Below are 25,946 nucleotides of genomic sequence, written 5' to 3'. Positions count from 1 at the left end.
CGAGGCCGTGCCGACGCTGGCGCCCGCGTGGCTCGTGCCGGACAGCAGCCGGGACACCAGGAGGCCACGAGTACGCGGAGCGCGTCGTGACCTCCCGGTGTGCATCCCGGCGTCATGACGGGAGCGGGCGGGACGAGTCCTTCACCGCCGCCGGTTGCTGCCCCCGCGCCCGCGCCAGCCGCCGTTCGCCGGCGACGGGCCACCGATTCCGCCCAGGTGGAGCGCGAGGAAGAACAGGCCGACGAACATCAGCGTCGTGGAGTCGAAAGCGTCCCCGACGTTCGCCTCGATGAGGTCGAGGAGCAGGGCGAGGGCGAAGACCGCGGCAGCGACGAGCGCGAGCATGAACACTCCAGGGGGAGGGGTCCGGCGAGGCTGCCGGAGGGCGGACGCTTCCGGTGATTTCGGGAGCAACCGGATCATGGCCCAGGGTCATGAGGCTCGCGACCGGAGGGCGTCCTGCGATCGGCGCGGTTCACGGTGTGAGTGGAGCGCCGTCGGGCATCGATCCCGACGGGGGAGGCGAGAGCGGCCGGGCGACGAGGACACCAGATCGTCGAGATCGGTGGGATCCGACGGCCGCGCCGGCCCCTCGTCGAAGTAGCACACGGTGCTACCCTTCGGAGATGACGACCGTCGGGGTGCGCGAGCTCAGGCAGGACGCGTCCGGTGTCCTGCGCCTCGTCGAGGCGGGCGAGCGAGTCGTCGTGACGGTTCACGGGCGGCCCGTCGCCGACCTGGTGCCGCACTCCGAGGCCCGTCCTACGTGGCGCCCGGTCGCGGACCTGGCGGCACTGTTCCGCGGCGTGGACGACCCGGACTGGGAGCAGGACATGGCGCTGGTCGACGGTGCCGCGACCGACCCGTTCGAGCGAGGCTCCGACCGGTGAGGCTGGTCCTCGACACGAACGTCCTGATCGACGGTCTGGTGCCGACCGGCACCGGCGATGAAGCCGCGATCAGCATGGCGACGCTGGCCGAGCTGCGCTTCGGCGTCCTGATCGCGCGCACCGCCGAGAGCAGGTCGGCGCGGATGCGGGTGCTGTCGAGCGCCGAGAGCGCGCTGGCAGCCCTCCCGATCGACGACGCGGTCGCGTCTTCCTACGCCCTGCTCGCGACGAAGACGGTGGCGGCCGGGCGACAGCCGCGCGCCCGAGCGTTCGACCTGCTGATCGCGGCGACCGCCCACGCACATGGCGCCGCGCTCGTGACGAGGAACATCGACGACTTCACGGGTCTCGACGACGTCCTCGACGTCCGCTTGCCGTAGGGGCGGATCGGCAACCTGCTCCGCGTCTGCTGGAGACTGCGCAGCGGCGTCGTCCTGCGACCACCATCGCGATGACGATCGACCTGTGCCGGCGTCGTGTACTGTCAGGACAACATACCGGACGGTCGGTTTCTATCAGGGTAGTATCGAGGGGCGTGGCGATGCAGCGGTTCGAGGGCAGGGTCGCCCTGGTCACCGGCGCGAGCCGCGGCATCGGGTTCGCGATCGCCGAGCGGCTCCTCGCCGAGGGCGCGTCCGTGGTCCTCACGGGCCGCAAGCAGGACGCGCTCGACGCTGCCGTCGCCGCCCTGTCGGCCGACCGCGGAGCCGAGCGGGTGCTGGGCCTCGCCGGGAAGGTCGACGACCCCGAGCACCGCACCGCCGCGATCGCCGCGACGGTCGAGCGGTTCGGGCGCCTCGACCACCTCGTGAACAACGCCGGCATCAACCCGGTCTACGGCCCGGCGCTGGAGATCGAGCTCGCGGCGGTGCACAAGATCCTCGCCGTCAACGTCGTCGCGGCCCTCGAGTGGACGCGTGACGCGGTCGCCGCAGGGCTCGGGACGCGCGAGGGGGCGTCGGTGCTCAACACCGCGTCGGCCGCCGGGCTCGCGGCCAGCCCCGGCATCGCGTTCTACGGCGTCTCCAAGGCCGGGCTCATGAACCTCACCGCGCAGCTCGCCGTCGAGCTCGCCCCGCGGATCCGGGTCAACGCCGTCGCTCCCGCGGTCGTGCGGACCAGGCTCGGCGCCGCCCTCTACGAGGGTCGCGAGCAGGAGGTCGCCGCGCGCTATCCGCTGCGCCGGATCGGCGAGCCCGTCGACGTCGCCGGCCCCGCGGCGTTCCTGCTGTCCGACGACGCCGGCTGGGTGACTGGTCAGACGCTCGTGATCGACGGTGGCGCCTCCGTGGCGCCGATGGGGTGAGGATGTGCGGATGAAGCAGACGAGCGTGGTGGACGATGTGACACGGGCGGCGGTCGAGCTCTTCGCGTCCCGGGGGTACGCGAACACCTCCGTGCAGCAGGTGGTCGAGGCGGCAGGCGTGACCAAGGGCGCGCTGTACCACTACTTCCAGTCCAAGGACGACCTGCTGTTCGGCATCTACGAGCGTCTGCTGTCGCTCCAGACCGAGCACCTCAACGCGATCGTCGAGCGCGGCGAGCCGACCGCCGAGACCCTGCGCGCGGTGTGCGTCGACGTCATCGAGACGTCCGTCGACCACCTGCTCGAGGGCACCGTGTTCTTCCGCAGCGCGCACATGCTCTCGGCGCCGCGCCAGCAGGAGGTGACCCGCCGTCGCCGCGCGTACCACGACACGTTCGCCGGCCTCATCGAGGCCGGTCAGGCCGAAGGCCTGTACCGCACCGACGTCCCCGTCGCGGTGCTCGTCGCGCACTTCTTCTCGGACGTGCACTACCTCTCCCACTGGTACAGCCCCGAAGGCCCGGAGGACAAGACCGTGCTCGCGAACCAGCTCACCGACCTGTTCCTCGTCTCGATCTCGGCCGCGTCGGCCGGCCCGGCCGGGTCAGCCCCTGCGGTCCGGCCGCACGCCACCTCCGCGGTCGAGGGCTGACCGCCGTGCGCGCCTGGCACGTCACAGCCCACGGTGAGCCCGCGGACGTCCTGCGGCTCGTCGACCTCCCCGACCCCGTCGCGGGCGACGGGCAGGTGCTCGTGCGGGTGCGGGCGGTCGCCGTGAACTTCCCGGACGTGCTGCTCGCGCGCGGGGAGTACCAGGTGCGCCCGCCGCTGCCGTTCGTGCCAGGCATCGAGCTCTGCGGAGAGGTCCTCGCGGTAGGCGCCGGCGTCACGCACGTGGACGTCGGGCAGCGCGTCGTCGGCTCCCACATCGGGGTGCTCGCCGAGCTCGCGGTGCTCGACGCCCACGAGGTCTTCGCGGCGCCGGACGCGCTCGACGACGCCCAGGCGTCCGCCTTCACGATCGCCTACCAGACCGGGTGGTTCGGGCTGCACCGGCGTGCGGCGCTCCAGCGCGGCGAGACCCTGCTCGTGCACGCCGCGGCAGGCGGGGTCGGCACCGCGGCGGTCCAGCTCGGCGCCGCGGCCGGTGCCCGCGTCATCGGGGTCGTCGGGAACGCCGCCAAGGCCGACGCCGCACGCCGCGCCGGGGCGCACGTCGTCATCGACCGGTCCGTGCAGGACGTCGCGGACGCGGTGCGTGCCGAGACCGGCGGTGCCGGGGCCGACGTCGTGTACGACCCCGTCGGCGGGGACGCGTTCGCCGCGTCGACGAAGTGCGTCGCCTTCGAGGGGCGGATCGTCGTGGTCGGGTTCGCAGGCGGGACCATCCAGGACATCCGTGCGGCGCACCTGCTGGTGAAGAACTACACCGTGCACGGTCTGCACTGGGGGCTCTACGCGCGCGTCCGCCCGGAGCTCGTCACCGCGGCCCACGCCGAGCTGACCCGGCTCGCGGACACCGGCGCCGTCGTCCCGCAGGTCAGCGACGTGGTCCCGTTCACGGACGCGGCCGCCGCGGTCGCCCGGCTCGCCGCCGGGAGCACGACGGGCCGCCTCGTCGTCCGCGTTCAGGACTGACGCGACCGGACCGCGCACGGACCGGGTGGGTGCCGGGCGTCCACCACCACCGACCGCACGGGGAGACGACGATGACGCAGCTCGACGGACGTGTGGCCCTCGTCTCCGGCGGGGCCCGCGGCCTCGGTGCCGCGTACGTGCGGGCGCTGCACGGCTGCGGCGCGAGCGTGGTCATCGGTGACCTGCTCGACGAGGAGGGGACCGCGCTCGCGGACGAGCTCGGGGAGCGCGCGCGGTTCGTGCACCTCGACGTGACGTCGGAGAGCAGCTGGGCGGTCGCGGTGGAGGCCGCGGTCGGACTCGGCGGGGTGGACGTGCTGGTCAACAACGCCGGGATCGCGAACACCGGCCGGATCGAGCGGTACGACCGGGAGAAGTGGGACGCCGTGATCGCGGTCAACCTCACGGGCACCTACCTCGGGGTGCGCGCGGTCGTGCCCGTCATGAAGGCGGCCCGGAAGGGGTCGATCATCAACATCTCCTCGGTCGAGGGGATGCGCGGCGACGCGGGTCTGCACGGGTACGTCGCGTCGAAGTTCGGGGTGCGCGGGCTCACCAAGTCCCTCGCGGTCGAGCTCGGTGCCGACGGGATCCGGGTCAACTCGGTGCACCCCGGCTTCGTGCTGACGCCGATGACGGAGCGGCTCGACGCGACACTCCAGCGGATCCCGCTCGGGCGGCACGCGGTGCCGGACGACGTCGTGGGCGCCGTGCTGTTCCTCGCGGGGGACGAGTCCGCCTACGTGACGGGCATCGAGCTCGTGGTCGACGGCGGCATGATCGCGGGCGTCCCGCACGCGTGAGGGCGGTACCGGGCGGGCGTCCTGGAATGCGTCTGGTCTGATACATACCGTCCAGTCGGTTTCTCCTGTACTGTCGCAGCACGCCGACACGACGGAGTGCCGATGCCACCACGGGAAGCGCCCGCCCGCGCGGGTGCGATGCGACTGCAGATCCGCGGACTGACCGTGCGCTTCGGCGGTCTCGCGGCCCTCACCGACGTCGACCTCGACGTCGCCGACGGCCAGGTCGTGGGCCTGATCGGGCCGAACGGCGCGGGCAAGACCACCGTGTTCAACGCCGTCAGCGGGCTCGTCCGCATCGCTGCCGGGACGATCACCGTCGCGGGCCGCCCCGCACCCCGCACGCCCTCGGGGCTGGCCCGGGCGGGTGTCGCCCGCACGCTCCAGGGCCTCGGCCTGTTCCCGGGGCTGAGCGTCCGCGAGAACGTCGAGGTGGGCGCCCTGGGCACCCCTGACCCCGCCGCCCCCGGCCCCGGCGCACCCGACCCCGCAGCCCGCGCGCTCCGGGCGCTCGACGACCTCGGGATCGCCGACCGCGCCGCGCTGCCCGTCGGTGCGCTGCCCTACCCCGAGCAGAAGAAGGTCGCCCTCGCGCGCGCGCTCGTCGCCGATCCCCGGCTCCTGCTGCTCGACGAGCCCGCGGGCGGGCTCGGCGCCGCCGACATCGCCGAGCTCGACGCCGTCGTGCGGCGCGTAGCCGCGACCGGGTGCGCGGTCCTGCTCGTCGAGCACCACGTCGACTTCGTCATGGGGCTGTGCGACCGGGTCGTCGTGCTCGACTTCGGGCGGGTCATCGCCGACGGCCTGCCCGACGACGTCCGCCGGGACCCCGCCGTCACCGCGGCGTACCTCGGGATCGAGGTGACCGCCCCGTGAGCGCAGCCCTGAGCGTGCGGGACCTCGTCGTCGGATACGGCGGCGCGCCCGTCCTGCACGGCGTCTCGTTCGACGTCGACGACGGCACCGTCGTCGCGCTCGTCGGCGGCAACGGCGCCGGCAAGACCACGCTGCTGCGGACCGTGTCCGGGCTGCTCGCGCCGTCGGCCGGCACCGTGCACCTCGACGGGCGGGACCTCGCCCGCGTCGGCGTCGAGGACCGCGTGCGCCGCGGGCTCGCCCAGGTGCCCGAGGGGCGCGGCGTCATCACCGAGCTCACCGTCGAGGAGAACCTGCGGCTCGGCGGGCTCTGGCGCCGCGACCCCGGCGGCCTGCGAGCCGCGCTCGCCGAGATGTACGCGCTCTTCGAGCCCCTCGAGCGACGCCGCACGACCCTCGGCCACCAGCTCTCCGGCGGCGAGCGGCAGATGCTCGCGATCGCCCGCGCGCTCGTCGCCCGGCCCCGCGTGCTGCTGCTCGACGAACCGTCGCTGGGCCTCGCGCCCCTCGTCGTCGCCCAGATCATGCGCACGCTGCGCGAGCTGTGCGACCGCACCGGGCTCACCGTCCTGCTCGCCGAGCAGAACGTCTCCGGGGCGCTGTCCGTCGCCGACCGGGGCCTCGTGCTCGGGCTCGGCGAGGTCGTCGCCTCACGGCCGGCGGCCGAGCTCGCCGGGGACGAGGCCCTCCGACACGCCTACCTGGGGTTCTGATGGACCGGTTCGTGTTCCTGCTCGGCACCGGGCTGGCCCGGGGCACGCTGTTCGCGCTGTTCGCGCTCGCGCTCGTGCTCATCTGGCGCGCCACCAGGATCGTCAACTTCGCCGCCGGCGCCATGGCGATCGTCGGCGTGTACGTCGGCGTCGCCGTCACCGGGCTGACCGGCAGCTACTGGTGGGGCCTGGTCGCGACCGTGCTGGCCGGCGGCGTCGTCGGCCTCGTGGTCGAGCGGGGGGTCCTGAGGTTCGCGTCGGCCCGCTCGCCGCTGTCCGGGGTCATCCTCGCGATCGGCCTCGTGATCGTGCTGCAGTCGCTGCTGGGCATCGCGTTCGGACAGCAGCACGAGCCCGTCCCCGCACCGTTCAGCGACCGGCCGCTGCGCGTCGGCGGGGTCCCGGTGCTCTCCCCGTACGACGTGTTCGTCGTCGTCGTCGCGCTCGGGCTCATGGCGGCCCTGCGGCTGCTGTTCGTGCGGACGACGCTCGGCCTCCAGCTGCGCGCCGCGGCGTTCGCGCCCGAGGTGGCCCGGCTGCTCGGCGTCCGCGTCGCACGGATGCGGACGGTCGGCTGGGTGCTCGCCGCGGCCGCCGCGTCGCTCGCCGCGATGCTCGCGGTGCCCAAGGAGCTCGGCCTCAACCCGCACGCCGCCGACATGCTGTTCGTCTACGCGTTCACCGTCGCGGTCGTCGGCGGGCTCGACTCACCGGGCGGTGCGCTCCTCGCAGGGCTCACGGTGGGGGTCGTCATGAGCCTCGTCACCGGGTACCTCGGGGCGACGCTGGCCCCCGTCGCGGTGCTCGCGCTGCTCGTCGTCGTGCTGCTCGTGCGACCGTCCGGCCTGTTCGCCCAGGCCGAGACGAGGCGAGCATGAACGCGCGCCGCACGCTCCTGCTCGCGCTCGGCGGGCTCGTCCTCGCGATCGGCCTGACGTTCCTGCTCGACCCGTACCGCAACTACCAGCTCGCGCTCGCCGCGGCCTACCTGTGCGCGACCGCCGGGCTGACCGTCCTCGTCGGGCTCAGCGGGCAGCTCTCGCTCGGGCACGCCGCACTCATGGCGGCGGGCGGTTACGGGTACGCGCTGACGTCGCAGGCGCTGACCTCGGCCGGCGTCGGCGGCGTCCCGCGGTTCCTCGCGGCGACCGTCGCCGCGGCGGTGGCCGCCGGGGTCCTCGGGCTGCTGCTCGGGCTCGCGGGCGCCCGCCTGCACGGCCCGTACCTCGCCGGGCTCACGCTCACGCTCGTCGTCGCGGTGCCCGCGGTGGCCGCGAGCGTCGGCGCGCTCCAGGGCGACCGCGGCGTCCGGATCGAGTTCGAGGGCGTCCCGGGCCCGCTCAAGGCGCTCATCGCGCTCGAGCAGTGGCAGGCGTGGGTCGCGCTCGCCGTCGCTGCCGTCGCCGTGACCGGGCTCGCGCTCGTGCGCGACGGGCGCACCGGGCTGCGCATGCGCGCGGTGCGGGACGACGAGGTCGCCGCGGCGCTCGCCGGGATCGCGCCCGCCCGGGTCAAGGTGCTCGCGTTCGTCGTCAGCTCCGTGACCGCCGGGCTCGGCGGCGCGGTCCTCACGTTCGTCACGCAGTCGGTCTCGCCCGGCGCCTACACCGTGTCGCTCTCCCTGCTGCTGCTCGTCGCGGTCGTGGTCGGCGGGCTCGGCAGCCTGCTCGGGGCCGCGCTCGGCGCGGTGCTCCTGGTGCTGCTGCCGTGGCTCGTCGGCACGCTGACCGACATGCTGCCGCTCCCGTCGCAGGTCACGCAGCGCCTCGACGGCACGCTGCCGCTGCTGGTGTTCGGGTCGCTGCTCATCGTCCTCGTCGCCGGCGCCCCGGGCGGGCTGGCAGGCGCGCTCACCGCCGCCCGCGACCGCCGCCGGGCCCGCAGACGCCTCCCGGCACCCGGGCCCACCGCCGCACGGCTCGTCCCCACCGCCGGCGACGACCCCACCGGCCCGGCCGCACGCCCCGGGTCCGTCGGCCCCACTGCCACCCGCTCTGGAGAACCCGTCCGCACACCGACCGAGGGATGACGACGATGCCGCAGCTCCGTACCTTGCCCACGCGCCGCCACCCGCGGCGCACCGCCGGCACGCTCGTCGCGCTCGTGACGATCGTGCCGCTCGTCGCCTGCTCGACGCCCGCCGCGTCCCCCGGCGTCGACGAGGAGACCATCACGATCGGCACCCACACGCCGCTCACCGGACCGGCGGCGGCGGGCTACTCGTCGATCTCCGCGGCCGCGTCCGCGTACTTCGACTACCTCAACGACAACGGCGGGATCCACGGCCGCAGCATCGAGTACGTGGTCAAGGACGACGCGTACAACCCGGCGACCACGCAGACGGTCGTGCGCGAGCTCGTCCAGGAGGACGAGGTGCTCGCGGTCGTCAACGGCCTCGGCACCCCGACCCACTCCGCGGTGCTCGACTACCTCAACGAGAACGAGGTCCCCGACCTGTTCGTCGCGTCGGGCAGCCCGAGCTGGGACCAGCCCGAGGCCTACCCGTGGACGTTCGGCTACAACGCGGACTACATCACCGAGGGCAAGGTGCTCGCCCACCACGCCCAGGAGACGTACGACGACGCCGTCTACTGCGTGCTCGGCCAGGACGACGACTTCGGCACCGACTTCACCGTCGGCCTGACGACGGTGCTCGACGATCTCGCGAGCACCCAGACGTACTCGGTGTCCAACCAGGACGTGACCGCGCAGATCGGCGCGATGCAGGCTGCCGGGTGCACCGTGAACTTCCTCGCGACCGTCAACGGCTTCACGGCGCTCGCGCTCGGCACCGCCGCGAAGATGGGCTACCGCGCGCAGTGGCTGTCCTCGTCGTCGGGCGGCGACTACCCGACGCTGGTCGGCTACCTCGGCGAGGACGTCGGGCCCGCGCTCCTCGAGGGCTTCGTCAGCACCAACTACCTCCCGTTCAGCGCCGACGACCCGTGGGTGGAGCTGTTCCGGAGGGTCAACGACGAGTACAACGACGGCGCGCCGTTCACGGGGAACACCGTGTTCGGGATGTCGGTGGCGTACACGTTCGCCGAGACGCTCGCGCGCGCGGGCGAGGACCCCACGCGCGAGAGCCTGGTCGAGGCCCTGGAGTCCGGCGAGGTCGTCGGCAACGGGATCGTCCCGCTGCAGTTCGGGAAGGACAGCCGCCGGGCGTTCGGCGGCGTCGGGATCACGGTCGTCGAGGGCGGCGTGCAGGACTACGTCGGCGAGGTGTACACGACCGACACCGCCGACGGGGACGTCGTCGTGTACGACGGCGAGGCGGTCACGCTGGAGAACGACGGGATCCCGCAGACCTGAGCGCAATAGTCGACCAGTCGTCACTCTGTACGGCAGGTGCTCGACCAGTGGTCAGTTTGGGGGCTGCAGTGCGCGGATGAGGGCTCCCGACTGACCAGTGCCTGCCGTGGGGCCTCCCCAGTGCCCAGTGCCTGCCCGCGGTGTTCCTCATCGCCGGCCGGCACCGGTCAATGGGCGGACGGCACCCCGGCCGTCGCCGAGTACTGCGCGACGAGCTCTCGCATGAGCACCTGCTCAAGCCGCCGAGCGCCAGCGTCTCGACCAGGTGGCAGCGTGAGACCTTCCCTCCTCGGAAGACGTCGACGTCTAGCGATTTATCCACGCGTCGCTCGCTACACCCTCATCTGCCACGAACCACTCTCGGACTACGACACCCGTTCGCGGGCTTGCCCGCCTCAGCGAGGTCGGCTCCGCTCCACGCCCACACCTCGGTAGAAGAGGGCGCGGATACCACTGTTCTTGTCGGACCATGCCCCTAGGGTTGGAACCATGAGCATCAGTTCCACCATCTTGGATTCCTCGCGCGTCTCTACTCCGCTGGCAACGTTGGTCAACTCCGGTTGCTGGGCTGTCGGCGGCATCTTCCGCCTGGACTACTCCCGAGCGGTGGTTCTGACCGACGACTGGCGCAAGACCCAGGCTGGCGGGGTGCCCCACGGGGCCTTCCTGCTCGCCGCTGCGGGCGCGCAGACCCCCGAGGGGTTCGCACTCGACGACGAGGAGCTGATCCTGCTTCGCGTCAGCGGCACGGCTGCTCTGCCCAACGAGGCGGACCTCGTACAGACCAGGCTTGCCGTTGTGCGCGACGCCGGCGACTCCGGCAAGGGATTTGACGAGGTCACCGACGAGCTCACGCGCAACGAACTCCAGCAGTCGGCGTTCGACTGTGACGTTATCGGCACGTTCTACGCCGACCGCAGCGAGACAAGGATCCAGTTCGGATCTGACATTGACAACGTGGTCTCGTCGGCGCGCTATCAAGTTTTCCTGCCTTCGACAGACGTTCTCTCGTGGATCGCGTCATACCCGGAGCCGGACGGCGACAACCTCCTTACCCTGGGTGCCGTCCGTTTCGCCTCAACCCGCCGTCGTGCTCGCGAGTCCGGTACCGACAAGGCCGCAGTGCACGTTCACATCGGCGACTTCGTATCTCGCAAGACCGCCGTTTTCGGCATGACGCGGACGGGCAAGTCCAACACGATCAAGACGCTTGTGACGGCCATCGCGACTCAGGCTGCCAAGTCCGGGACGTTGGTCGGCCAACTCATCTTCGACCCCCAAGGCGAGTATGCGAACGTGAACGAGCAGGACCAAACGGGTCTGCGGCTCCTCGGCGATGAGAACAGGGTGCGGATCTACCGCCTCGGTGCTGACGGCTCTGAACCGCAAGTCCTCCCACTCGCAATGAATTTCTTCGACCGCGCCAATTTTGAAGCTGTCGTCGACTTTGTCAACTCCGTCGTGAGTGATCAGTTCGGCACTTACGCCTACGTCAAGACGTTCACCTCGATCGACTGGACCGAGCCCGACCGAGTGGCTGACCGTGGCGACTGGATCACGTGGACGAAGGCCGTGCTGGGCATGTACGGCCTTCTCGTAGAGTGCGGCATCTCAGCCCCCTCATTCCCGAGCGGCGGCCTTGATTTCGGATGGACCGACACCCTTTACCAGAATTTCAACACGTCCAACCCGGGACTTGTGATTAAGGTGGGTAGCAGCTACCGCGCCACGACGCCCGAGGCCGCCAAGCGTGTCATGTTGCACATGGCTAATGATGGTGGTTGGAATCAGCGCTCGACGGGTGGTGACACCCCGTTCAAGTTTATCGCCGACTTCAACAATCGCGCCAGCGGTAAGGCGGCCATCCGCCAACTCCGCGAGTTCCATTCTACGAGCGCCACTCAGCGCGTCGAGGAGCAGATCTGGGACGACATGCAGGCCGGCCGCTTGGCGATCGTGGATCTTGCCCACGGGACCGGCGATGTCTCGAAGACGATCTCCGAGAACACGGTCAACTTCTTGTTGTCCCGCGCGAACGAGCGTTTCCGTTCAGGTGCGGACGCCGTGCCTTTCCAGATCGTCGTAGAGGAGGCTCACAACCTCTTCGAGCGTGGCGCGAAGGACGTCGCAGGCAACCCGTGGGTGCGCTTGTCGAAGGAGGCCGCGAAGTACCAGATCGGCCTGGTTTATGCGACGCAGGAGGTCTCCAGCGTCGACCAACGCATCTTGTCGAACACCTCGAACTGGCTTGTTGCGCACCTGAACTCGGACAATGAGACGCGAGAGCTGTCGCACTACTACGACTTCAAGACGTGGGCGGAGAGCATCCGCCGCGTGGAGGATCAGGGATTCGTCCGGATGAAGACTTACTCCGGCAAGTACATCGTTCCCGTGCAGGTAGCCAAGTTCGACCACGCCATGATTAACGCGGCACGTGCCGCAGCGGGCCTTCCGGCAGTTGAGGTCGAGTAGCGTGCCGTATCCCTCTGAGCGCGCCTCCCGGCTCGGCCACGTCCCGGTCGTCAACAGTCAGGCAGTGCAAGACGCCTTCTCCCGCTGGGAAGTAGCACAAGCAACGCCGGCCGACGAGAACCGCGTGACATCGCTCTGCCGTGCCGTCGATGAACTCGACAATGCTGGGATCTCAGATGCCGTTCGGTTCGCCATCACAGTGGACGGCTCGGACAGCGAGGTCGAAGCCACGCGCGAGCACCCCACTATCAAGGTCGGGTACGTCCGGGTGGCTGCTTCCTTTATCGATTTCGACAAGTTGCGCCACGCAGGGGCGGGCGACTTTGTCGACCCACGCCTGCTGCGCGCGTCACATCAGCACGCGGCGTTCGACCGCGCACTGCCGGGCTCTGGCCTCGTCATTCCCGGTTCAACCGGCGTGGACACTTGGCGACATGAGCTTGACCGGTTCTTGCACGAGACGAAGTTCGACCAGGCATCGGAGCAGACTCTCGCCGACATGCTACTGGCGCTTCACGGCTCTCCGAGTGCCCCGGCCGTAACGGCTCCGCTTCGCAGATGCCCCGTGTGCAAGGTTAGCGATATTCAACTCTCTGGCGGAAAGATCGATGTACCGAAGGGCGGCACCAACTGCCCGGAGTGCGGCCAGAAGATCTACCTCGGCGACGTTCTCCGCACCGAAGAGGAGTACATGCCCGAGGGGTCGAACCGCAGTTCCCTCACGCGTATGATGCTCGTGGCCGAGAGGTTGACATCACTTGGCTATATGCAACTGCTGTTCGAGGACCCACAGAGCTACGAAGTCCTCGGGAGGACGCTGTTCATTACCGATGGCCCTCTGGGACTGCACGGCACCGTCGCCCCGCTCAAGCGTCGCTTCCAGGAGTACCTAGCCGAGTTCACCAAGCATTGCGTCGCGAACGACCGCCCCGCCGCTCCTCTCGTTGTGGGAGTGGAGAAATCCGGAACCTTTGTCGAACACGCCCAACTCATCTCTCATCTGATCGAACCCGGGCACGTCATGCTTCCGACGACTGAGTACATCAACCGGATCACGGGACGCCCGGCAGGCAACCCCTATGGTTCGGACGAGTTCTACGGGCGCCGATTCTTCTACCGCACCAAGCGTGGCGGCGTCCTCGTCTTTACCGTGCCGCCGAAGCCCGGAGTCACACCGTACGGGGACCTCGACGGCGAGCTTTGGACCAGCTACCCCACGCTCCGCCCTGTCTGCGAGGTGCTTGATCACGTCCAAACGCGGCTCTACGAGAACGCCGTTATCCCGGTTGCGTTAGCGCACTCTGCTGCCTCCCTGCCCTTGGGTGTCGGGCAGTCGGTGCTCCGTGCACTGGTGCAGCAATCTCTGGGCCTGCCGTCTCGTAGCCAGATTCGTCAGGCGGGCCCCTTCGCGGGGCCACGCTAACTAAATGTCAGCCCACTGCGTCCGCGACGGTGTTTGAGAGGACAATCAACTCGCTGGCCGACGGTCGCTTGAGGCGGTCTTTCGAGCCGCGAAGGTGGGCCGAGTAGAGAAGATTAAATTCGGAGATGTCTCGCGCCTTGTAGAGGCTCCTGATGAGGTCGGCCACGTCGTAGGTCAGCACCCAGTTGGTGTTTGCGTAGCCATTCAAGACTCTCGCCAGGTTGATGTGGTCCCTTTCTTGGAAGGCGCTCATGTAAAGTGAGCCGCCTTTCTCGACGTACGGCGGATCGACGTATGCGAAGACGTTCTCCTTGGGGAGGTACTCGCGTAGTCGTGCCGCTCCGTCTTGCTTGGTGATGCGGATCCTCCCGCTGAGCTCGGCCAGCTTCTCGATCCGGCCTCGAAGAACGGTCTTGTCGAAGCGGGCATCGATCTTATATGACCCCGCCTGGGCGTAGCCGCCGATCACCCCCGCTCCCAGCACGCCGGATCGGCTGGTGCGGTTGAGGTAGAAGGTGGCGAACCCCAGGGCGAGGGGGTCGACGTCGGCGTCATGGCGGCGGCGGTATACCTCGCGTTGCCGTCTCCATTCTTCGATTGTCAACGGAGTGCCATCCAACAACCGTAGGAACGCGTCCGAGTCCTTCACCATCGCCTTCCAGCAGGCGTGGATCGCCGGGTCAAGATCGTTGATTACGACCATCCCAACGACGTCCCTGAAGAGGAGCTCGAGGCCGGCTCCTGCGCCGCCGGCGTACGGCTCGATGTAGGTCGGCTTGTCGAGGGCGAGCGCCTCGATGGTTGACTCGAAGAAGCGGGCGAGCGTCGCCTTGCCGCCGGGGTAGCGCAGCGGACTGGCGTGGGAGCCACGACGGGCGATGACGTCAACCACGGTGCCTCCCTTCGGTCGAAGCTGGACACTACCCGGGCGAGTCTAGGGAACCCATCTGACAGCGTCGTCGGCTGCCCGAGCCGGACAAGGCTAAGTGCTCACTTCCGCACCGCAGGCAGTTCTCGCGTCCGAGAACGAGCACGTCGACGGGGCTGCTGCACGAGTGGATGACAGTTGTCTCAGGCGGCGAGCGCGCATGCGACGAGTGTGCGCTGGGCCCACGGAACCTGCTTGAGCGATGTATCTCGTCTGGGTCCGAGTGGCGGCGTCAGAGCCTGCTTCATCTGACCAGCGGTCACGGACGGGACCCCGGTGCGCACTCCGGCTCGCAGGGCCGCGCCCTTGGTGCGGACCTGGTCTGGGTCGCTCTGCCGCCGTCAGTGCGCGACCGGTTCCCCGGCCGACGTCGAGTACTGCGCCACGAGCTCACGCTTGAGCACCTTGCCCGAGCCGCCGAGCGGCAGCGTCTCGACGAGGTGGACCACGCGCGGGTACTTGTAGGCGGCGATCAGCTCGCGCGTGAAGTCGACGACCTCCTGCGCGGTCGCCGCGCGGCCGGGCATGAGGACGACGGCGGCGTGGACCTCCTGGCCGTGCGCGTCGTCGGCGATGCCGAACACCGCGGCCTGCGCGACGGCCGGGTGGCGGACCATCGCGTCCTCGACCTCGCTCGGGTACACGTTGTAACCGTTGCGGACGATCATGTCCTTCTTGCGGTCGACGATCGTCACGATCCCCTCGGCGTCGACGGTGCCGAGGTCGCCGGTCCGGAACCAGCCGTCGACGACGGCCGCAGCGGTCGCCTCGGGGTTGCCGAGGTAGCCCTTGAACAGGTTGTGGCCACGCACCACGAGCTCGCCGAGCTCGCCCGGGCCGAGCAGCACGATCCGACCCTCGACCTCGGGGTCCGCCACCTCCACGTCGACGCCCCACAGCGGCCGGCCGACGGTGCCCGGTCGGATGGGCTCGCCGACGTAGTTGAACGACACGGTCGGCGCCGTCTCCGTCAGCCCGTAGCCCTCGTGCACGTCCGCGCCGAAGGTCTCCGCGAACGCCTCGAGCAGCGCGACCGGCAGCGCGGCGCCGCCCGAGACCGCGTACTTGAGCGGGGGCCGGTCGGGCGTGCGCGCGGCGGCCTGGACCATGCCGAGGAACATCGTCGGGACGGCGGTGAACACCGTCGCGCGGTGCCGGACGAGCAGCGCGAGCGCCTCGTCGGGGTCGAACCGGGGCAGCAGGACGATCGCGGCGCCGCGCCGGAACGCGGTGTTGAGCACGGCGGACTGGCCGAACGTGTGGAAGAACGGCAGCCCGCCGAAGATGACGTCGTCGGCCTGCAGGTCCGTGGTGTCGAGCAGCGTGACGTGCACCTGCTCGACGAGAGTCAGGTGCGAGGCGACCGCGCCCTTGGGGCGGCCCGTCGTGCCGCTCGTGTACAGGACCGTGGCCGGCGCGAGCGGGTTGACCGACGCGTACGTGTGGACCGGTACCGCGGCGTCGGCCTCGTCCTCCAGGCGCGGGGCCGGGACCGCGCCGGCGTGCGTGTCGGGAACCAGGACCGTCACGGCGGGGATGCCGGCCGCCGCGGCGGCCGGCAGCGCCTCGCCGAGCATCGGGGCCGCGGCGACGAGCAGCGTCGCGCCGCTGTCGCGCAGCACGTACTCGATCTCCTGGGCCTTGAACAGCAGGTGCACGGGCACGACGACCGCGCCGAGCGACAGGACCGCGTAGTAGACGCGCGCGAAGTCGGGCACGTTCGGCACGAGCATCGCGACGCGGTCGCCCGGCCCGACGCCGCGGTCCCGCAGGGCACCGGCGTACGCGCGCGTGCGGTCCCACAGCGGGCCGTAGGTCAGTGCGGCGTCACCGAAGTGGAACGCGACCCGGTCCGGGTGGCGGCGGGCGGTCTCGGCGAGGATCGCGGCGACGGACAGCGTGCTGTGCCCTGGGCCGGTGAGGATCGGGTCGGGGGTCATCTCGGGTCCCTTCGCGTGCGGTGACTTCGGCGGCGACTACAGCGGGGGTGGTGCGGGGGTCGTGCGCGGGTGGTGCGGTGCGAGCGGGCGGGACGTCACGTCGGGCGCGGTCGGAGCTCGGCCTTCCCGAGCGAGGAGAGGTGGACCTCGTCGGGCCCGTCGGCGATCCGCAGCGACCGTGCCGCGGCGTACATCGCGGCGAGCGGCTGGTCCTCGCTGAGCCCCGCCGCACCGAACACCTGGATCGCGCGGTCCACGATCTGCTGCACCGCTCGCGGGACCGCGATCTTGATCGCCTGGATCTCGGTCATCGCCGCGCGGTTGCCGACCGTGTCCATGAGCCAGGCGGTCTTGAGGACGAGCAGCCTCAGCGCCTCGAGCTGGATGCGCGACTCCGCGGCCCACTCCCGCACGACGCCCTGCTCGGCGAGCGGCCGGCCGAACGGGGACCGGGACGCGGCGCGCTCGCGCACGAGGTCGAGCGCGCGCTCCGCCATGCCGAGCGCCCGCATGCAGTGGTGGATGCGGCCCGGTCCGAGCCGGGCCTGCGCGATCGCGAACCCGTCGCCCTCACCGCCGAGCAGCGCCGAGGCGGGCACGCGCACGTCCTCGAACGCGATCTCGGCGTGCCCGCCGTGGTCGCGGTCGTCGTAGCCGAGCACGGTCAGCGGGCGGACGACCCGCACGCCGGGGGTGTCGCGCGGGACGAGCACGATGCTCTGCTGCCGGTGCCGCGGCGCCTCGGGGTCGGTCGCCCCCATGACGACGAGCAGCGTCGCGTCGGGGTTCATGGCGCCCGTCGACCACCACTTGCGACCCGTGACCACCAGGTGGTCGCCGTCGCGGCGGATGCGGGTCGCGATCTGGGTGGCATCGGACGACGCGGTGCCGGGCTCGGTCATGCAGAACGCCGAGCGGGTCTGCGCGGCGAGCAGCGGGTCGAGCCAGCGCTCCTGCTGCTCGGGGGTCCCGAACTCGGCGAGCAGCTCGGCGTTCCCGGTGTCGGGGGCCGCGCAGTTGGTCGCGACGGGGCCGAGGCGCGGGCTGCGGCCCAGGAGCTCGGCGACGGGCGCGTACTGCAGGTTCGTCAGCCCGGCGCCGCGCGGCCCCGGCAGGAACAGGTTCCACAGGCCCTGCGCCCGCGCGATCTCCTGCAGCTCGCGGACCACCGGGCGCGGACCCCACTCGTCGGGGGTCGCCGCGACCTGCGCGTCGAGCACCGGCTCGGCGGGCAGGACGTGCTCGTCGAGGAACGTGCGCGTGCGGGTGCACACGTCCCGGGTCCGCTCGTCGTAGGCGAAGTCCACGTCCGCTGCTCTCAGCTCGCGCCGTCGAGGCACGCGAGGCCCTCGTCGGCCAACGGGAGGACGAGGGCGCCGATCGCGTCGAAGCCCTCGCCCACGGTCTCGCCCGCGCGGTACCGGAAGTGCACGCCCTCGAGGATCACCGCGAGCTTGTACGCCGCGAGCGCGCGGTACCAGGACAGCTCGGGGACGGACGAGCCCGACCGGGCCGCGTACGCGTCGGCGAGCTCGGCGAACTCCGGGTAGCCCGCGGCGGGGTCGACCGCGCTCGCGGTCAGGCCGTCGGGCGGCGCGATCCGGCGGATGTCCCAGTACAGGCCGAGCATCCCGAGGTCGACGGCGGCGTCGCCGAGCGTGGCCATCTCCCAGTCGAGCACCGCCGCCACGTGCACGCCGCCCGCGCGGGAGACGAGCGCGTTGTCGAGCCGGTAGTCCCCGTGCACGAGTCCGGTGCGGACGGTCGCGGGCACGTGCTCGCGCAGGCGCTCCTGCAGCGTGTCGAGCGCGGGGAGGTCGCGCGAGCGCGAGCCGTCGTACTGCCGACCCCAGCGGTGCAGCTGGCGGCCGAGGTAGCCGTCGGGTCGGCCGAGGTCGGCCAGCCCGACGGACGCGGGATCGAGGGTGTGCAGCTCGGCGAGCAGCTCCGCGAGATCGAGGCTCAGGGTCCGGAGCTCGGCGGGGGACCAGGCGCCGTTCTGCGTGGGGTCGCGCAGTGCCTCGCCCCCGACCCGCTCCATGACGAAGAACGGCGTCCCGGTCCCGGCGCTGCCGTCGGCGTCGTCGACGAGGTCCACGGTCGCGGGCACGGGGACGCGGGTGCGGCCGAGCGCGCGGATCACGCGGTACTCGCGGGCCATGTCGTGCGCGGTCTCCTGCACGTGGCCCAACGGCGGCCGGCGCAGCACGAGCGGGACGCGCGCGCCGTCGACCCGGTACGTGAGGTTGCTGCGGCCGCCGGCGAACAGCGTCGCGCGCAGCGGCTCGTCGGTCGCGAGCTCGGGGTGTGTGCGGCGGAGCCACGTGTCGAGGCGCGCGACGTCGAGACCGGGCAGTGCCCGTGCGGTGGTGCCGACGGCCGCGGTGGGCGCGTCCGGGACGGGCTGGGTCACCGGCGACCACCTCCGCGGTTCGGGCGGGCGGCGGTGCCCACGCTCCGCAGCATACCGGACAGTCGGTATGACGTGTCGAGCCTGTAGTCCCCCGGTGGTCGACGCCGTGACGTCGTCCGACACCGACCCGGCGCCGACGACGGTCCCGGGGTAGGTCAGGCGCTGGGTCGGACCAGGAGGTCCCGCTCGATCGCGGCCCGGATCGCCTCGGGGATCGGCGCCGGGCGGCGCGAGTCGCGGTCGACGAACACGTGCACGAAGCGCCCGGTCGCGATCGGCTCCGGCTCGTCCGCGCGCAGGATGCCGAGCTCCCACGTGATGCTCGTGGTCCCCACGCGGCCCGCGCGCAGGCCGACCGCGAGCGGCTCGGGGAACGACGCGGGCGCCCGGAACTCGCACGACGACGAGACGCACAGCGCGATCCGGTCGCCGCCGAGGGGGTCGAGCCCGGCGCCGATCATCCAGGCGTTGACGGTCGTGTCCATCGCCTCGTAGTAGACGGTGTTGTTGACGTGCCCGTACTGGTCGTTGTCGTTCCAGCGCGTCGGGAACGGGGCGCGGTGGCCGTAGGTCATCGGGGCTCCTCGGGGCGCAGGACGAGGTCGAACGCGGCGCGGGCGCGCTCGGCGCTCGGCGCGTCGCCCGTGATCAGGTCGGCGTACGTGAAGGACTCCGAGACCCGCACGAGCAGGTAGGCGAGGTCGGCCGGAGCGATGTCGCGCCCGAACGGCCGGTCGCCGAGCTCCTCGCGGACCAGCTGCTCGACGACGGCGACGTACCGGCGCTGGATCTCGCTGTCGTTCGTCGTGAGCAGCCGCAGGGCCCGTGCGGGCTCCCGGCGCAGGAACGACCGGAAGTAGTCGGCGGTGATGAGGTCGTGCGCGAACGAGGTGAGGATCGCGACGACCCGGTCGCCGCCGGAACGCCCGTGGGTCGCGGCGTCGGCCTGCTCGAGCGTCGGGACGGCGAGCGACCACAGCACCTCGGACAGCAGCGCGTCGCGGTTGCCGACCCAGCGGAACAGCGAGGTGCGGTCGACGCCCAAGCGGGTCGCGAGCCCGCCCATGTCGATGCGCTCGCCGGCGATGAACGTCTCGCGTGCGATGCGGAACGCCCGGACGGCGTCCTCGTGCGTGCCGTCCTCGAGGCGCTGGGACAGCCGGGACGGCGCGACCGCGGTGCCGACCCGCGCGAGCGAGCTCCGGTGCGTGGGGACCGTCATGCGCCGCACTCTAGTGGCGACTCGGCAGGGGGTTGCAACATTCCGCAGAATGATGCAACGCTGGCGGCGGGACGCGCGCGCACCGGGGCGCGGCGCGCCGATCGACGACGATCGAGGGCCGAGATGACCGACACCGCCACGACGGACCACGCCGCCACGGACCGCACCGCCGACCGTCCGGCCGCCGCCGGGAGCGCCGCGACCGACGCCGGCGCATACCTCGTCCCCGGCACCGACCGGCTCGCCGCCGACTTCTACGGCTTCCAGGACGAGCTCACGCCCGTCGAGCTCGAGGCGTCGCTGCGCCTGCGCGACTTCATGGAGCGCGAGGTCCGGCCCATCGCCGCCGACTACTGGGACCGCGCCGAGTTCCCGACGCAGATCATCCCCGGGCTCGCCGACCTCGGGATGTTCGGCGCGATGTGGCCCGAGACGCAGCGGTTCGAGAACAGCGCCGTGTGGCGCGGCTGGGCGGCGCTCGAGCTCGGGCGGGTCGACCCGTCGACGGCGACGTTCGTCGGCGTGCAGAGCGGCCTGGCGATGAGCTCGATCGCGATCGGCGGCTCGCCCGAGCAGCGCGCGCAGTGGCTGCCACCCATGGGTCGCGGCGAGCTCATCGGCGCGTTCGGCCTGACCGAGCCGCTGTCCGGCTCCGACTCATCGAAGGGCCTGCGCACGACCGCCGAGCGCCACGGCGACACGTGGGTGCTCAACGGCGCCAAGCGGTGGATCGGCAACGCGACGTTCGCCGACGTCGTCGTCATCTGGGCGCGCGACGTCGCCGACCACCAGGTCAAGGGCTTCCTCGTGCGCCGCGGGACCCCCGGGTTCACGACCACCAAGATCGAGCGCAAGCAGGCGCTGCGGATCGTGCAGAACGCCGACATCACGATCGACGGCGTCCGTGTCGACGAGGCCGACCGGCTGCCGAGCATCCACTCGTTCCGCGAGGTCGCGCTCGTGCTCCGGCTCACGCGCGCCGAGGTCGCCTGGCAGGCCGTGGGCGTGCAGGTCGGCGCGTACGAGGCGGCGGTGCGGTACGCGGGGGAGCGTCAGCAGTTCGGCCGGCCGCTGGCGTCGTTCCAGCTCGTGCAGGACCGCCTCGCGCAGTGCCTCGGGAACATCACCGCGTGCATCGCGCTGTGCCTGCAGGCGTCGCGGATGCAGGACCAGGGCCGCCAGGGCGACGAGCACGCGGCGCTCGCCAAGGGGTACGCGACGACCCGCATGCGCGAGACGGTCGCGTGGTGCCGCGAGCTGCTCGGCGGCAACGGCATCGTGCTTGACCACGGGGTCGCCAAGTTCTTCGCCGACGCGGAGGCCGTCTACTCCTTCGAGGGCACACGCGACATGAACAACCTCATCGTCGGGCGCGCGATCACCGGGGTCGGCGCGTTCGTCTGACCGGCACGGCCCGCCGCCGCGCGACCGACCGTACGTCCGTCCACCCCGTCGTCGTCCACGAGAGGACCCGCCATGCCCGAGGCCTACGTCGTCGCCACCGCCCGCTCACCCATCGGCCGTGCGTTCAAGGGCTCGCTGCGCTCGATGCGCCCCGACGACCTCGCCGCCGCGATGGTCCGCGCTGCGCTCGACCAGGTGCCGGCGCTCGACCCGACGCGCGTCGACGACCTGCTGCTCGGCTGCGGGCTGCCCGGCGGCGAGCAGGGGATGAACATGGCGCGGGTCGTCGCGGTGCTGCTCGGGCTGGACACCGTGCCCGGCACGACCGTGAACCGGTACTGCTCGTCGAGCCTGCAGACCACGCGCATGGCGTTCCACGCGATCAAGGCCGGCGAGGGCGACGTGTTCGTCTCTGCCGGCGTCGAGTCGGTCAGCCACGCGGCGCGCGGGTCGAGCGACTTCATCCCCGGCGAGGACCTGACCAACCCGGTGTTCGCGGAGGCCGTCGAGCGCACGGCCCGGTCCGCGAAGGGCGGCAGCACGTGGCGCGACCCGCGCGAGGACGGCGAGCTGCCCGACGTCTACGTCGCGATGGGCCAGACCGCCGAGAACGTGGCGCAGCGCACGGGCACGACCCGCCGCGACCAGGACGAGTACGCCACGTCGAGCCAGAACCGTGCGGAGGCCGCGCTCACGAGCGGCTTCTGGGAGCGGGACATCACGCCGGTCACGCTCGCGGACGGCACGGTCGTGTCGCGCGACGACGGTCCTCGCGCGGGGGTCACGGTCGAGGCGCTCGCCGCCCTGGACCCCGTGTTCCGGCCCGACGGCACCGTCACCGCCGGCAACTGCTGCCCGCTCAACGACGGCGCGGCGGCCCTCGTCGTGGTCAGCGACCGCGTCGTCGACGAGCTCGGCCTGACGCCGCTCGCGCGCATCGTCTCGACGGGCGTGAGCGCGCTGTCACCCGAGCTCATGGGTCTCGGGCCGGTCGAGGCCAGCCGACGGGCGCTCGCGCTCGCGGGCCTGTCGATCGGCGACATCGACCTCGTCGAGCTCAACGAGGCGTTCGCCGCGCAGGTCCTGCCGTCCGCGCGCGAGCTCGGCGTCGACCTCGACCGGCTCAACGTGCACGGCGGCGCCATCGCGGTCGGCCACCCGTTCGGCATGACCGGCGCCCGGATCACGAGCACGCTGCTGCACGGCCTCCAGGAGCGCGACGGGACCCTCGGGCTCGAGACCATGTGCGTCGGCGGGGGGCAGGGGATGGCGATGGTGCTGGAGCGGGTGGGCTGAGGCCGCGGAGTACGGGGGCCACATCGCGGGGCTGGCTTCTGAGCCAGCGAGCGTGGCCGCCACCCCAAGTCCTACCTGCACCGGCGACAGCACCTCCACGGGTGCGGTCAGCTGCCCTGTCCCACTCGGCCGCGCGCGGCATCGCTCCCACCACTGCTGGACCCACAGTCCTCCCGCCGAATGGAACGTGAGTCCTGCTCACCTGCGCTGCAGGGGGAGCCGGGTTCCGCTCGGCGGATGGGGCGGTGGGACTTTCTGGGCGGGTATGTCCCGGCTGCGCTGATCGGGTGGTTCGGCACGGAGGTCGGGACCGGGGCCGGCCCGCCGGTCTACCTTCCAGTCTCACGGTCGGACGGGACGGGGAGGGACGCGATGCGACGGGCAGCCGTCACGGCGGTCACGCTGCTGGTGGTGCTCGCGGCAGCCTCGTGCACGTCCGACGCGGCGATGGACGAGGAGCAGACCTTCGAGGACTTCTGCGAAGCCGTCTACAACGTCCAGCCGGTCACCGCCGAGGCGACACCGGACGGCGTGCAGCTGACGTGGTCCGCGGGTGCGTCCGCCATCGAACCCCGCGCCTACGTGGTCTACCGGCGGCCCGCCGGCACCACGGAGTGGCAGCGGCTGGAGGAGGTCTCGTTCTCCAACGCCGACGACGACCTGACCTACCTCGACACGCGACCCGCGGAGCAGCCCGACGTCGCGTACGAGTACACCGTCACGACGATCGAACCGGACTGCGGTGGCGAGAGCGAGCTCTGCCCCGAGGGCGAGTGCGACCCGCCACCCGCCGCCACCCCGCGCCAGAGCTGACGCACGCGAGCCGGCCGACCATCCGGCCGACGAGAGCCGGTCCAGGTACGAGAACGGCGTTGCCCACGAGGTGGTGTGGCTCATCAGGACGATGACACGGAGGAGCCTTCGTCACGACCCGTCGGCGGTCAGGCGGGCACGAACAGCGCGATGGTCCGCGCGACGAGCGCCGGGCGCGGCGCGCCCTCGATCTCGACGGTCACGGTCGACGACACGCGCACGCCCTGCGCGGTCGGCTCGGCGCTGTCGACCGCCGTCGTCGCGCGCACACGCGACCCCGCGAGCACGGGCTGGAGGAACCGCACGCGGTCGAGCCCGTAGTTGACGACCATCGCCGTCCCGCCGACGTCGAGCAGCCCGGCGGTGAGCGCGGGGACCAGCGCGAGCGTGAGGAAGCCGTGCGCGACGGGCCCGCCGAACGGCGACTCGGCGGCGGCGCGCGCGGGGTCGACGTGGATCCACTGGTGGTCGTCGGTCGCGTCGGCGAACAGGTCGATGCGGTCCTGGTCGACGACCCGCCACTCCCCGGTGGCGGACTGCCCGACGGCGGCGCCGAGGTCCGCGGGCGAGCTCACGGTGATGGCGGTCATGCGCGCGGCCCTCCGGCGACGTAGAGCACCTGCCCGGACACGTAGGACGCGTCCTCGGAGCAGAAGAACGAGACGGCTGCGGCGACGTCGTCGGGCCGGCCGACCCGGCGCACCGGGACGTCCTTCGCCGCGGCGGCCAACAGGTCGTCGTACGCCATCCCGGTCCGTTCGGCGACGGCGCGCATCATGTCGGTCTCGATGAAGCCGGGCGCGACGGCGTTCACGGTGACGCCGAACGGCCCCAGCTCGATCGCGAGCGTCTTGGTGAACCCCTGCATGCCGGCCTTGGCGGCGGCGTAGTTGGCCTGGCCGCGGTTGCCGAGCGCCGACGTGCTCGACAGGTTGACCACTCGCCCCCAGCGAGCGGCGACCTGGTGCTGCTGGACCGCACGGCTCACGAGGAACGCGCCGCGCAGGTGCACCGACAGGACGGCGTCCCAGTCGTCGACCGACATCTTGAACAGCAGGTTGTCGCGCAGGGTCCCCGCGTTGTTGACGAGCACGGTCGGTGGCCCGAGCTCGTCCGCGACGCGCGTGACGGCGGCGGTGACCGCGTCCTCGTCCGCCACGTCGGCGCTCACGGCCAGCGCGGTGCCACCCGCCTCGCGGATCGTGGTGGCGGTCGCCTCGGCGTCGGCCTCGCGCAGGTCGAGCACGGCGACCTGGTGGCCGTCGGCGGCGAGCCGACGGGCGGTCGCGGCGCCGATGCCGCGGGCGGCGCCGGTCACGAGGGCGGTGCGGGCTGTCGTGGTGCGCGCTGTCGTCACGGGGGGGTCCCTTCGTCGAAGGTCAGGAGCTGGCGGAGCTCGCCACCGGCCGCGAGGCGGTCCATGGCGGAGTCGAGGTCGTCGAGCGTGATGCGCGAGGACACGAGCCGTTCGAGGGGCAGCCGGCCGGAGCGCCACAGGTCGACGTACCGGGGGACGTCACGCTCGGGCACCGCGGAGCCGAGGTAGGAGCCGACGACCGTGCGCGCCTCCGCGGTCAGCGTCAGGGGGGAGAGCGAGGCCCGCGCGGCGGGGGAGGGGAGTCCGACGGTGACGGTCGTCCCGCCGGGCGCGGTCGCCGCGAACGCGGTCTCGAGCGCGCGCGCGGAGCCGGCGGCCTCGACGACGACGGGGGCGCGCACCCCGCGCTCGACGAGCTCGGCGGGCGTGCACGCGACGCTCGCCCCGAGGTCCCGCGCCGTCGCGAGCTTGTCCGGCACCGTGTCGACGCCGGTCACGTCGTGCCCGAGCGCGACGGCGACGAGCAGCGCGGCCATCCCGACGCCGCCGAGCCCGACCACGACCACGGGCTCACCGGGCCGCGGTCGGCCGGCGTTGACGACCGCACCGCCGCCGGTGAGCACCGCGCAGCCGAGCAGCGCCGCGACCTGCGGGGGGACGTCGGGGTCGACGCGCACGAGCGAGGTGCGGCTGACGACGGCGTGCGACGCGAACCCCGAGACTCCGAGGTGGTGGTGCACGAGTGCGCCGTCGCGGTGCAGCCGGGTGCCGCCGCCGACGAGCGTCCCGGCGGCGTTCGCGGCGCTGCCGGGCACGCAGGGGAGCCGTCCGTCGGCGGCGCAGCCGGGGCAGACGCCGCACCGGGGCAGGAAGGTGAGGACGACGCGGTCGCCCCGCGACAGGTCCGTCACGCCCGCGCCGAGCGCAGTGACGATCCCGGCGGCCTCGTGGCCGAGCAGCATCGGCGTGGGGCGGACGCGGTTGCCGTCGACGACGGACAGGTCGGAGTGGCACACGCCCGCGGCCTCGATGCGCACGAGCACCTCGCCCGGGCCGGGATCGTCGAGCTCGAGCCGCGAGACCGTGAACGGGCGCGACTCGGCGAAGGGAGCCGGGCTGCCCGACCGTTCGAGGACCGCCCCGACGATCTCCATGCGTGACCTCCTGCCGACGCCG

26 protein-coding genes are annotated in these 25,946 nt (G+C 71.9%); 16 read left to right on the top strand and 10 right to left on the bottom strand.

Annotation, left to right across the window (positions count from 1 at the left end; all coding sequences use genetic code 11):
• Positions 1–141 precede the first annotated feature (141 nt).
• Positions 142–345, bottom strand: a complete 204-nt coding sequence (locus tag NP048_RS18795; protein WP_227576841.1) for a hypothetical protein — start codon at positions 343–345, stop codon at positions 142–144.
• Between the two features lie 281 nt (positions 346–626).
• On the opposite strand from NP048_RS18795, the gene NP048_RS18790 reads away from it, so the two are divergent.
• The 13 genes from NP048_RS18790 (at position 627) to NP048_RS18730 (ending at position 13,436) form a co-directional block, all read left to right on the top strand.
• On the top strand, positions 627–890 hold the full coding sequence (locus NP048_RS18790) for a type II toxin-antitoxin system Phd/YefM family antitoxin (RefSeq protein ID WP_227576840.1): 264 nt from the start codon (positions 627–629) through the stop codon (positions 888–890).
• The gene (locus NP048_RS18785) at positions 887–1,270 is read left to right on the top strand and encodes a PIN domain-containing protein (RefSeq protein ID WP_227576839.1); all 384 of its coding nucleotides are present in this window, start codon (positions 887–889) and stop codon (positions 1,268–1,270) included. Before NP048_RS18790 ends, NP048_RS18785 begins: the two co-directional genes overlap by 4 nt.
• 161 nt (positions 1,271–1,431) lie before the next feature.
• Complete coding sequence (locus tag NP048_RS18780; RefSeq protein ID WP_227577210.1) at positions 1,432–2,196, top strand: SDR family oxidoreductase; 765 nt, start codon at positions 1,432–1,434, stop codon at positions 2,194–2,196.
• Between the two features lie 10 nt (positions 2,197–2,206).
• Positions 2,207–2,848 carry a TetR/AcrR family transcriptional regulator gene (locus NP048_RS18775; protein ID WP_227576838.1) on the top strand — a complete coding sequence of 214 codons (642 nt, stop codon included), beginning with the start codon at positions 2,207–2,209 and terminating at the stop codon, positions 2,846–2,848.
• 5 nt (positions 2,849–2,853) lie between these two features.
• Positions 2,854–3,834: an NADPH:quinone oxidoreductase family protein gene (locus tag NP048_RS18770; RefSeq protein ID WP_227576837.1), complete on the top strand. Its 981-nt coding sequence runs from the start codon at positions 2,854–2,856 to the stop codon at positions 3,832–3,834.
• 71 nt (positions 3,835–3,905) lie between these two features.
• The gene (locus NP048_RS18765; protein ID WP_227576836.1) at positions 3,906–4,637 is read left to right on the top strand and encodes a glucose 1-dehydrogenase; all 732 of its coding nucleotides are present in this window, start codon (positions 3,906–3,908) and stop codon (positions 4,635–4,637) included.
• 102 nt (positions 4,638–4,739) lie between these two features.
• Positions 4,740–5,513, top strand: a complete 774-nt coding sequence (locus NP048_RS18760; protein WP_256769376.1) for an ABC transporter ATP-binding protein — start codon at positions 4,740–4,742, stop codon at positions 5,511–5,513.
• Positions 5,510–6,226: an ABC transporter ATP-binding protein gene (locus NP048_RS18755; protein WP_227576834.1), complete on the top strand. Its 717-nt coding sequence runs from the start codon at positions 5,510–5,512 to the stop codon at positions 6,224–6,226. The genes NP048_RS18760 and NP048_RS18755 overlap by 4 nt, the downstream gene beginning before the upstream one ends.
• The gene (locus NP048_RS18750) at positions 6,226–7,104 is read left to right on the top strand and encodes a branched-chain amino acid ABC transporter permease (RefSeq protein WP_227576833.1); all 879 of its coding nucleotides are present in this window, start codon (positions 6,226–6,228) and stop codon (positions 7,102–7,104) included. Before NP048_RS18755 ends, NP048_RS18750 begins: the two co-directional genes overlap by 1 nt.
• On the top strand, positions 7,101–8,255 hold the full coding sequence (locus NP048_RS18745; protein ID WP_227576832.1) for an ABC transporter permease subunit: 1,155 nt from the start codon (positions 7,101–7,103) through the stop codon (positions 8,253–8,255). Before NP048_RS18750 ends, NP048_RS18745 begins: the two co-directional genes overlap by 4 nt.
• 5 nt (positions 8,256–8,260) lie before the next feature.
• On the top strand, positions 8,261–9,541 hold the full coding sequence (locus NP048_RS18740; RefSeq protein WP_227576831.1) for an ABC transporter substrate-binding protein: 1,281 nt from the start codon (positions 8,261–8,263) through the stop codon (positions 9,539–9,541).
• 489 nt (positions 9,542–10,030) lie between these two features.
• Entirely contained in the window at positions 10,031–12,013 is a 1,983-nt protein-coding gene (locus tag NP048_RS18735) for a helicase HerA domain-containing protein (protein WP_227576830.1), read from the top strand.
• A gap of 1 nt (position 12,014) precedes the next feature.
• Positions 12,015–13,436, top strand: a complete 1,422-nt coding sequence (locus NP048_RS18730; protein WP_227576829.1) for a hypothetical protein — start codon at positions 12,015–12,017, stop codon at positions 13,434–13,436.
• 7 nt (positions 13,437–13,443) lie between these two features.
• On the opposite strand, the gene NP048_RS18725 is transcribed toward NP048_RS18730, so the two are convergent.
• The 6 genes from NP048_RS18725 to NP048_RS18700 form a co-directional block, all read right to left on the bottom strand.
• Positions 13,444–14,328, bottom strand: coding sequence for a DNA adenine methylase (locus NP048_RS18725; protein WP_227576828.1), 885 nt, complete (start codon positions 14,326–14,328; stop codon positions 13,444–13,446).
• 377 nt (positions 14,329–14,705) lie between these two features.
• Entirely contained in the window at positions 14,706–16,304 is a 1,599-nt protein-coding gene (locus tag NP048_RS18720) for a long-chain-fatty-acid--CoA ligase (protein ID WP_227576827.1), read from the bottom strand.
• 95 nt (positions 16,305–16,399) lie between these two features.
• Positions 16,400–17,611, bottom strand: a complete 1,212-nt coding sequence (locus NP048_RS18715) for an acyl-CoA dehydrogenase family protein (protein ID WP_227577209.1) — start codon at positions 17,609–17,611, stop codon at positions 16,400–16,402.
• Positions 17,612–17,622: 11 nt separating this feature from the next.
• Entirely contained in the window at positions 17,623–18,717 is a 1,095-nt protein-coding gene (locus NP048_RS18710) for a phosphotransferase family protein (protein WP_227576826.1), read from the bottom strand.
• A 155-nt stretch (positions 18,718–18,872) separates the two neighbouring features.
• Positions 18,873–19,292, bottom strand: a complete 420-nt coding sequence (locus NP048_RS18705; protein ID WP_227576825.1) for an acyl-CoA thioesterase — start codon at positions 19,290–19,292, stop codon at positions 18,873–18,875.
• Positions 19,289–19,939 (bottom strand): QsdR family transcriptional regulator, encoded by a 651-nt coding sequence (locus NP048_RS18700; protein ID WP_227576824.1) that lies wholly within the window; start codon positions 19,937–19,939, stop codon positions 19,289–19,291. Before NP048_RS18700 ends, NP048_RS18705 begins: the two co-directional genes overlap by 4 nt.
• A gap of 123 nt (positions 19,940–20,062) precedes the next feature.
• Between NP048_RS18700 and NP048_RS18695 the strand changes: the two genes are divergently transcribed.
• From NP048_RS18695 to NP048_RS18685, 3 genes are all read left to right on the top strand, one after another.
• Positions 20,063–21,343 (top strand): acyl-CoA dehydrogenase family protein, encoded by a 1,281-nt coding sequence (locus NP048_RS18695; protein WP_227576823.1) that lies wholly within the window; start codon positions 20,063–20,065, stop codon positions 21,341–21,343.
• 72 nt (positions 21,344–21,415) lie between these two features.
• A complete protein-coding gene (locus NP048_RS18690) occupies positions 21,416–22,639 on the top strand; it encodes an acetyl-CoA C-acetyltransferase (protein WP_227576822.1) in 1,224 nt (407 codons plus the stop codon).
• A 372-nt stretch (positions 22,640–23,011) separates the two neighbouring features.
• The gene (locus NP048_RS18685; RefSeq protein WP_227576821.1) at positions 23,012–23,452 is read left to right on the top strand and encodes a fibronectin type III domain-containing protein; all 441 of its coding nucleotides are present in this window, start codon (positions 23,012–23,014) and stop codon (positions 23,450–23,452) included.
• A gap of 128 nt (positions 23,453–23,580) precedes the next feature.
• Here NP048_RS18685 and NP048_RS18680 read toward each other — a convergent pair whose 3' ends face one another.
• The 3 genes from NP048_RS18680 to NP048_RS18670 are packed head-to-tail and all read right to left on the bottom strand — an operon-like array spanning position 23,581 to position 25,924.
• On the bottom strand, positions 23,581–24,042 hold the full coding sequence (locus NP048_RS18680) for a MaoC family dehydratase (RefSeq protein ID WP_227576820.1): 462 nt from the start codon (positions 24,040–24,042) through the stop codon (positions 23,581–23,583).
• Positions 24,039–24,809 carry a 3-oxoacyl-ACP reductase FabG gene (fabG, locus tag NP048_RS18675; RefSeq protein ID WP_227576819.1) on the bottom strand — a complete coding sequence of 257 codons (771 nt, stop codon included), beginning with the start codon at positions 24,807–24,809 and terminating at the stop codon, positions 24,039–24,041. Before fabG ends, NP048_RS18680 begins: the two co-directional genes overlap by 4 nt.
• Positions 24,806–25,924, bottom strand: coding sequence for an alcohol dehydrogenase catalytic domain-containing protein (locus NP048_RS18670; protein ID WP_227576818.1), 1,119 nt, complete (start codon positions 25,922–25,924; stop codon positions 24,806–24,808). The genes fabG and NP048_RS18670 overlap by 4 nt, the downstream gene beginning before the upstream one ends.
• Positions 25,925–25,946 lie beyond the last annotated feature (22 nt).

Origin of the sequence: Cellulomonas xiejunii (assembly GCF_024508315.1) — a bacterium.
Classification (GTDB): Bacteria; Actinomycetota; Actinomycetes; order Actinomycetales; family Cellulomonadaceae; genus Cellulomonas; species Cellulomonas xiejunii.
The sequence above is the reverse complement of the archived record's forward strand: the minus strand, read 5'-3'. Positions and strand labels throughout refer to the sequence as shown.

What these genes read in the sequence shown, in the direction of transcription:
- NP048_RS18795 (WP_227576841.1), bottom strand. Translation starts at nt 345, where the DNA reads ATGCTCGCGCTCGTCGCTGCCGCGGTCTTCGCCCTCGCCCTGCTCCTC.
- NP048_RS18790 (WP_227576840.1), top strand. Translation starts at nt 627, where the DNA reads ATGACGACCGTCGGGGTGCGCGAGCTCAGGCAGGACGCGTCCGGTGTC.
- NP048_RS18780 (WP_227577210.1), top strand. Translation starts at nt 1,432, where the DNA reads ATGCAGCGGTTCGAGGGCAGGGTCGCCCTGGTCACCGGCGCGAGCCGC.
- NP048_RS18775 (WP_227576838.1), top strand. Translation starts at nt 2,207, where the DNA reads ATGAAGCAGACGAGCGTGGTGGACGATGTGACACGGGCGGCGGTCGAG.
- NP048_RS18765 (WP_227576836.1), top strand. Translation starts at nt 3,906, where the DNA reads ATGACGCAGCTCGACGGACGTGTGGCCCTCGTCTCCGGCGGGGCCCGC.
- NP048_RS18760 (WP_256769376.1), top strand. Translation starts at nt 4,740, where the DNA reads ATGCCACCACGGGAAGCGCCCGCCCGCGCGGGTGCGATGCGACTGCAG.
- NP048_RS18750 (WP_227576833.1), top strand. Translation starts at nt 6,226, where the DNA reads ATGGACCGGTTCGTGTTCCTGCTCGGCACCGGGCTGGCCCGGGGCACG.
- NP048_RS18745 (WP_227576832.1), top strand. Translation starts at nt 7,101, where the DNA reads ATGAACGCGCGCCGCACGCTCCTGCTCGCGCTCGGCGGGCTCGTCCTC.
- NP048_RS18740 (WP_227576831.1), top strand. Translation starts at nt 8,261, where the DNA reads ATGCCGCAGCTCCGTACCTTGCCCACGCGCCGCCACCCGCGGCGCACC.
- NP048_RS18735 (WP_227576830.1), top strand. Translation starts at nt 10,031, where the DNA reads ATGAGCATCAGTTCCACCATCTTGGATTCCTCGCGCGTCTCTACTCCG.
- NP048_RS18720 (WP_227576827.1), bottom strand. Translation starts at nt 16,304, where the DNA reads ATGACCCCCGACCCGATCCTCACCGGCCCAGGGCACAGCACGCTGTCC.
- NP048_RS18705 (WP_227576825.1), bottom strand. Translation starts at nt 19,292, where the DNA reads ATGACCTACGGCCACCGCGCCCCGTTCCCGACGCGCTGGAACGACAAC.
- NP048_RS18700 (WP_227576824.1), bottom strand. Translation starts at nt 19,939, where the DNA reads ATGACGGTCCCCACGCACCGGAGCTCGCTCGCGCGGGTCGGCACCGCG.
- NP048_RS18695 (WP_227576823.1), top strand. Translation starts at nt 20,063, where the DNA reads ATGACCGACACCGCCACGACGGACCACGCCGCCACGGACCGCACCGCC.
- NP048_RS18690 (WP_227576822.1), top strand. Translation starts at nt 21,416, where the DNA reads ATGCCCGAGGCCTACGTCGTCGCCACCGCCCGCTCACCCATCGGCCGT.
- NP048_RS18685 (WP_227576821.1), top strand. Translation starts at nt 23,012, where the DNA reads ATGCGACGGGCAGCCGTCACGGCGGTCACGCTGCTGGTGGTGCTCGCG.
- NP048_RS18680 (WP_227576820.1), bottom strand. Translation starts at nt 24,042, where the DNA reads ATGACCGCCATCACCGTGAGCTCGCCCGCGGACCTCGGCGCCGCCGTC.
- NP048_RS18670 (WP_227576818.1), bottom strand. Translation starts at nt 25,924, where the DNA reads ATGGAGATCGTCGGGGCGGTCCTCGAACGGTCGGGCAGCCCGGCTCCC.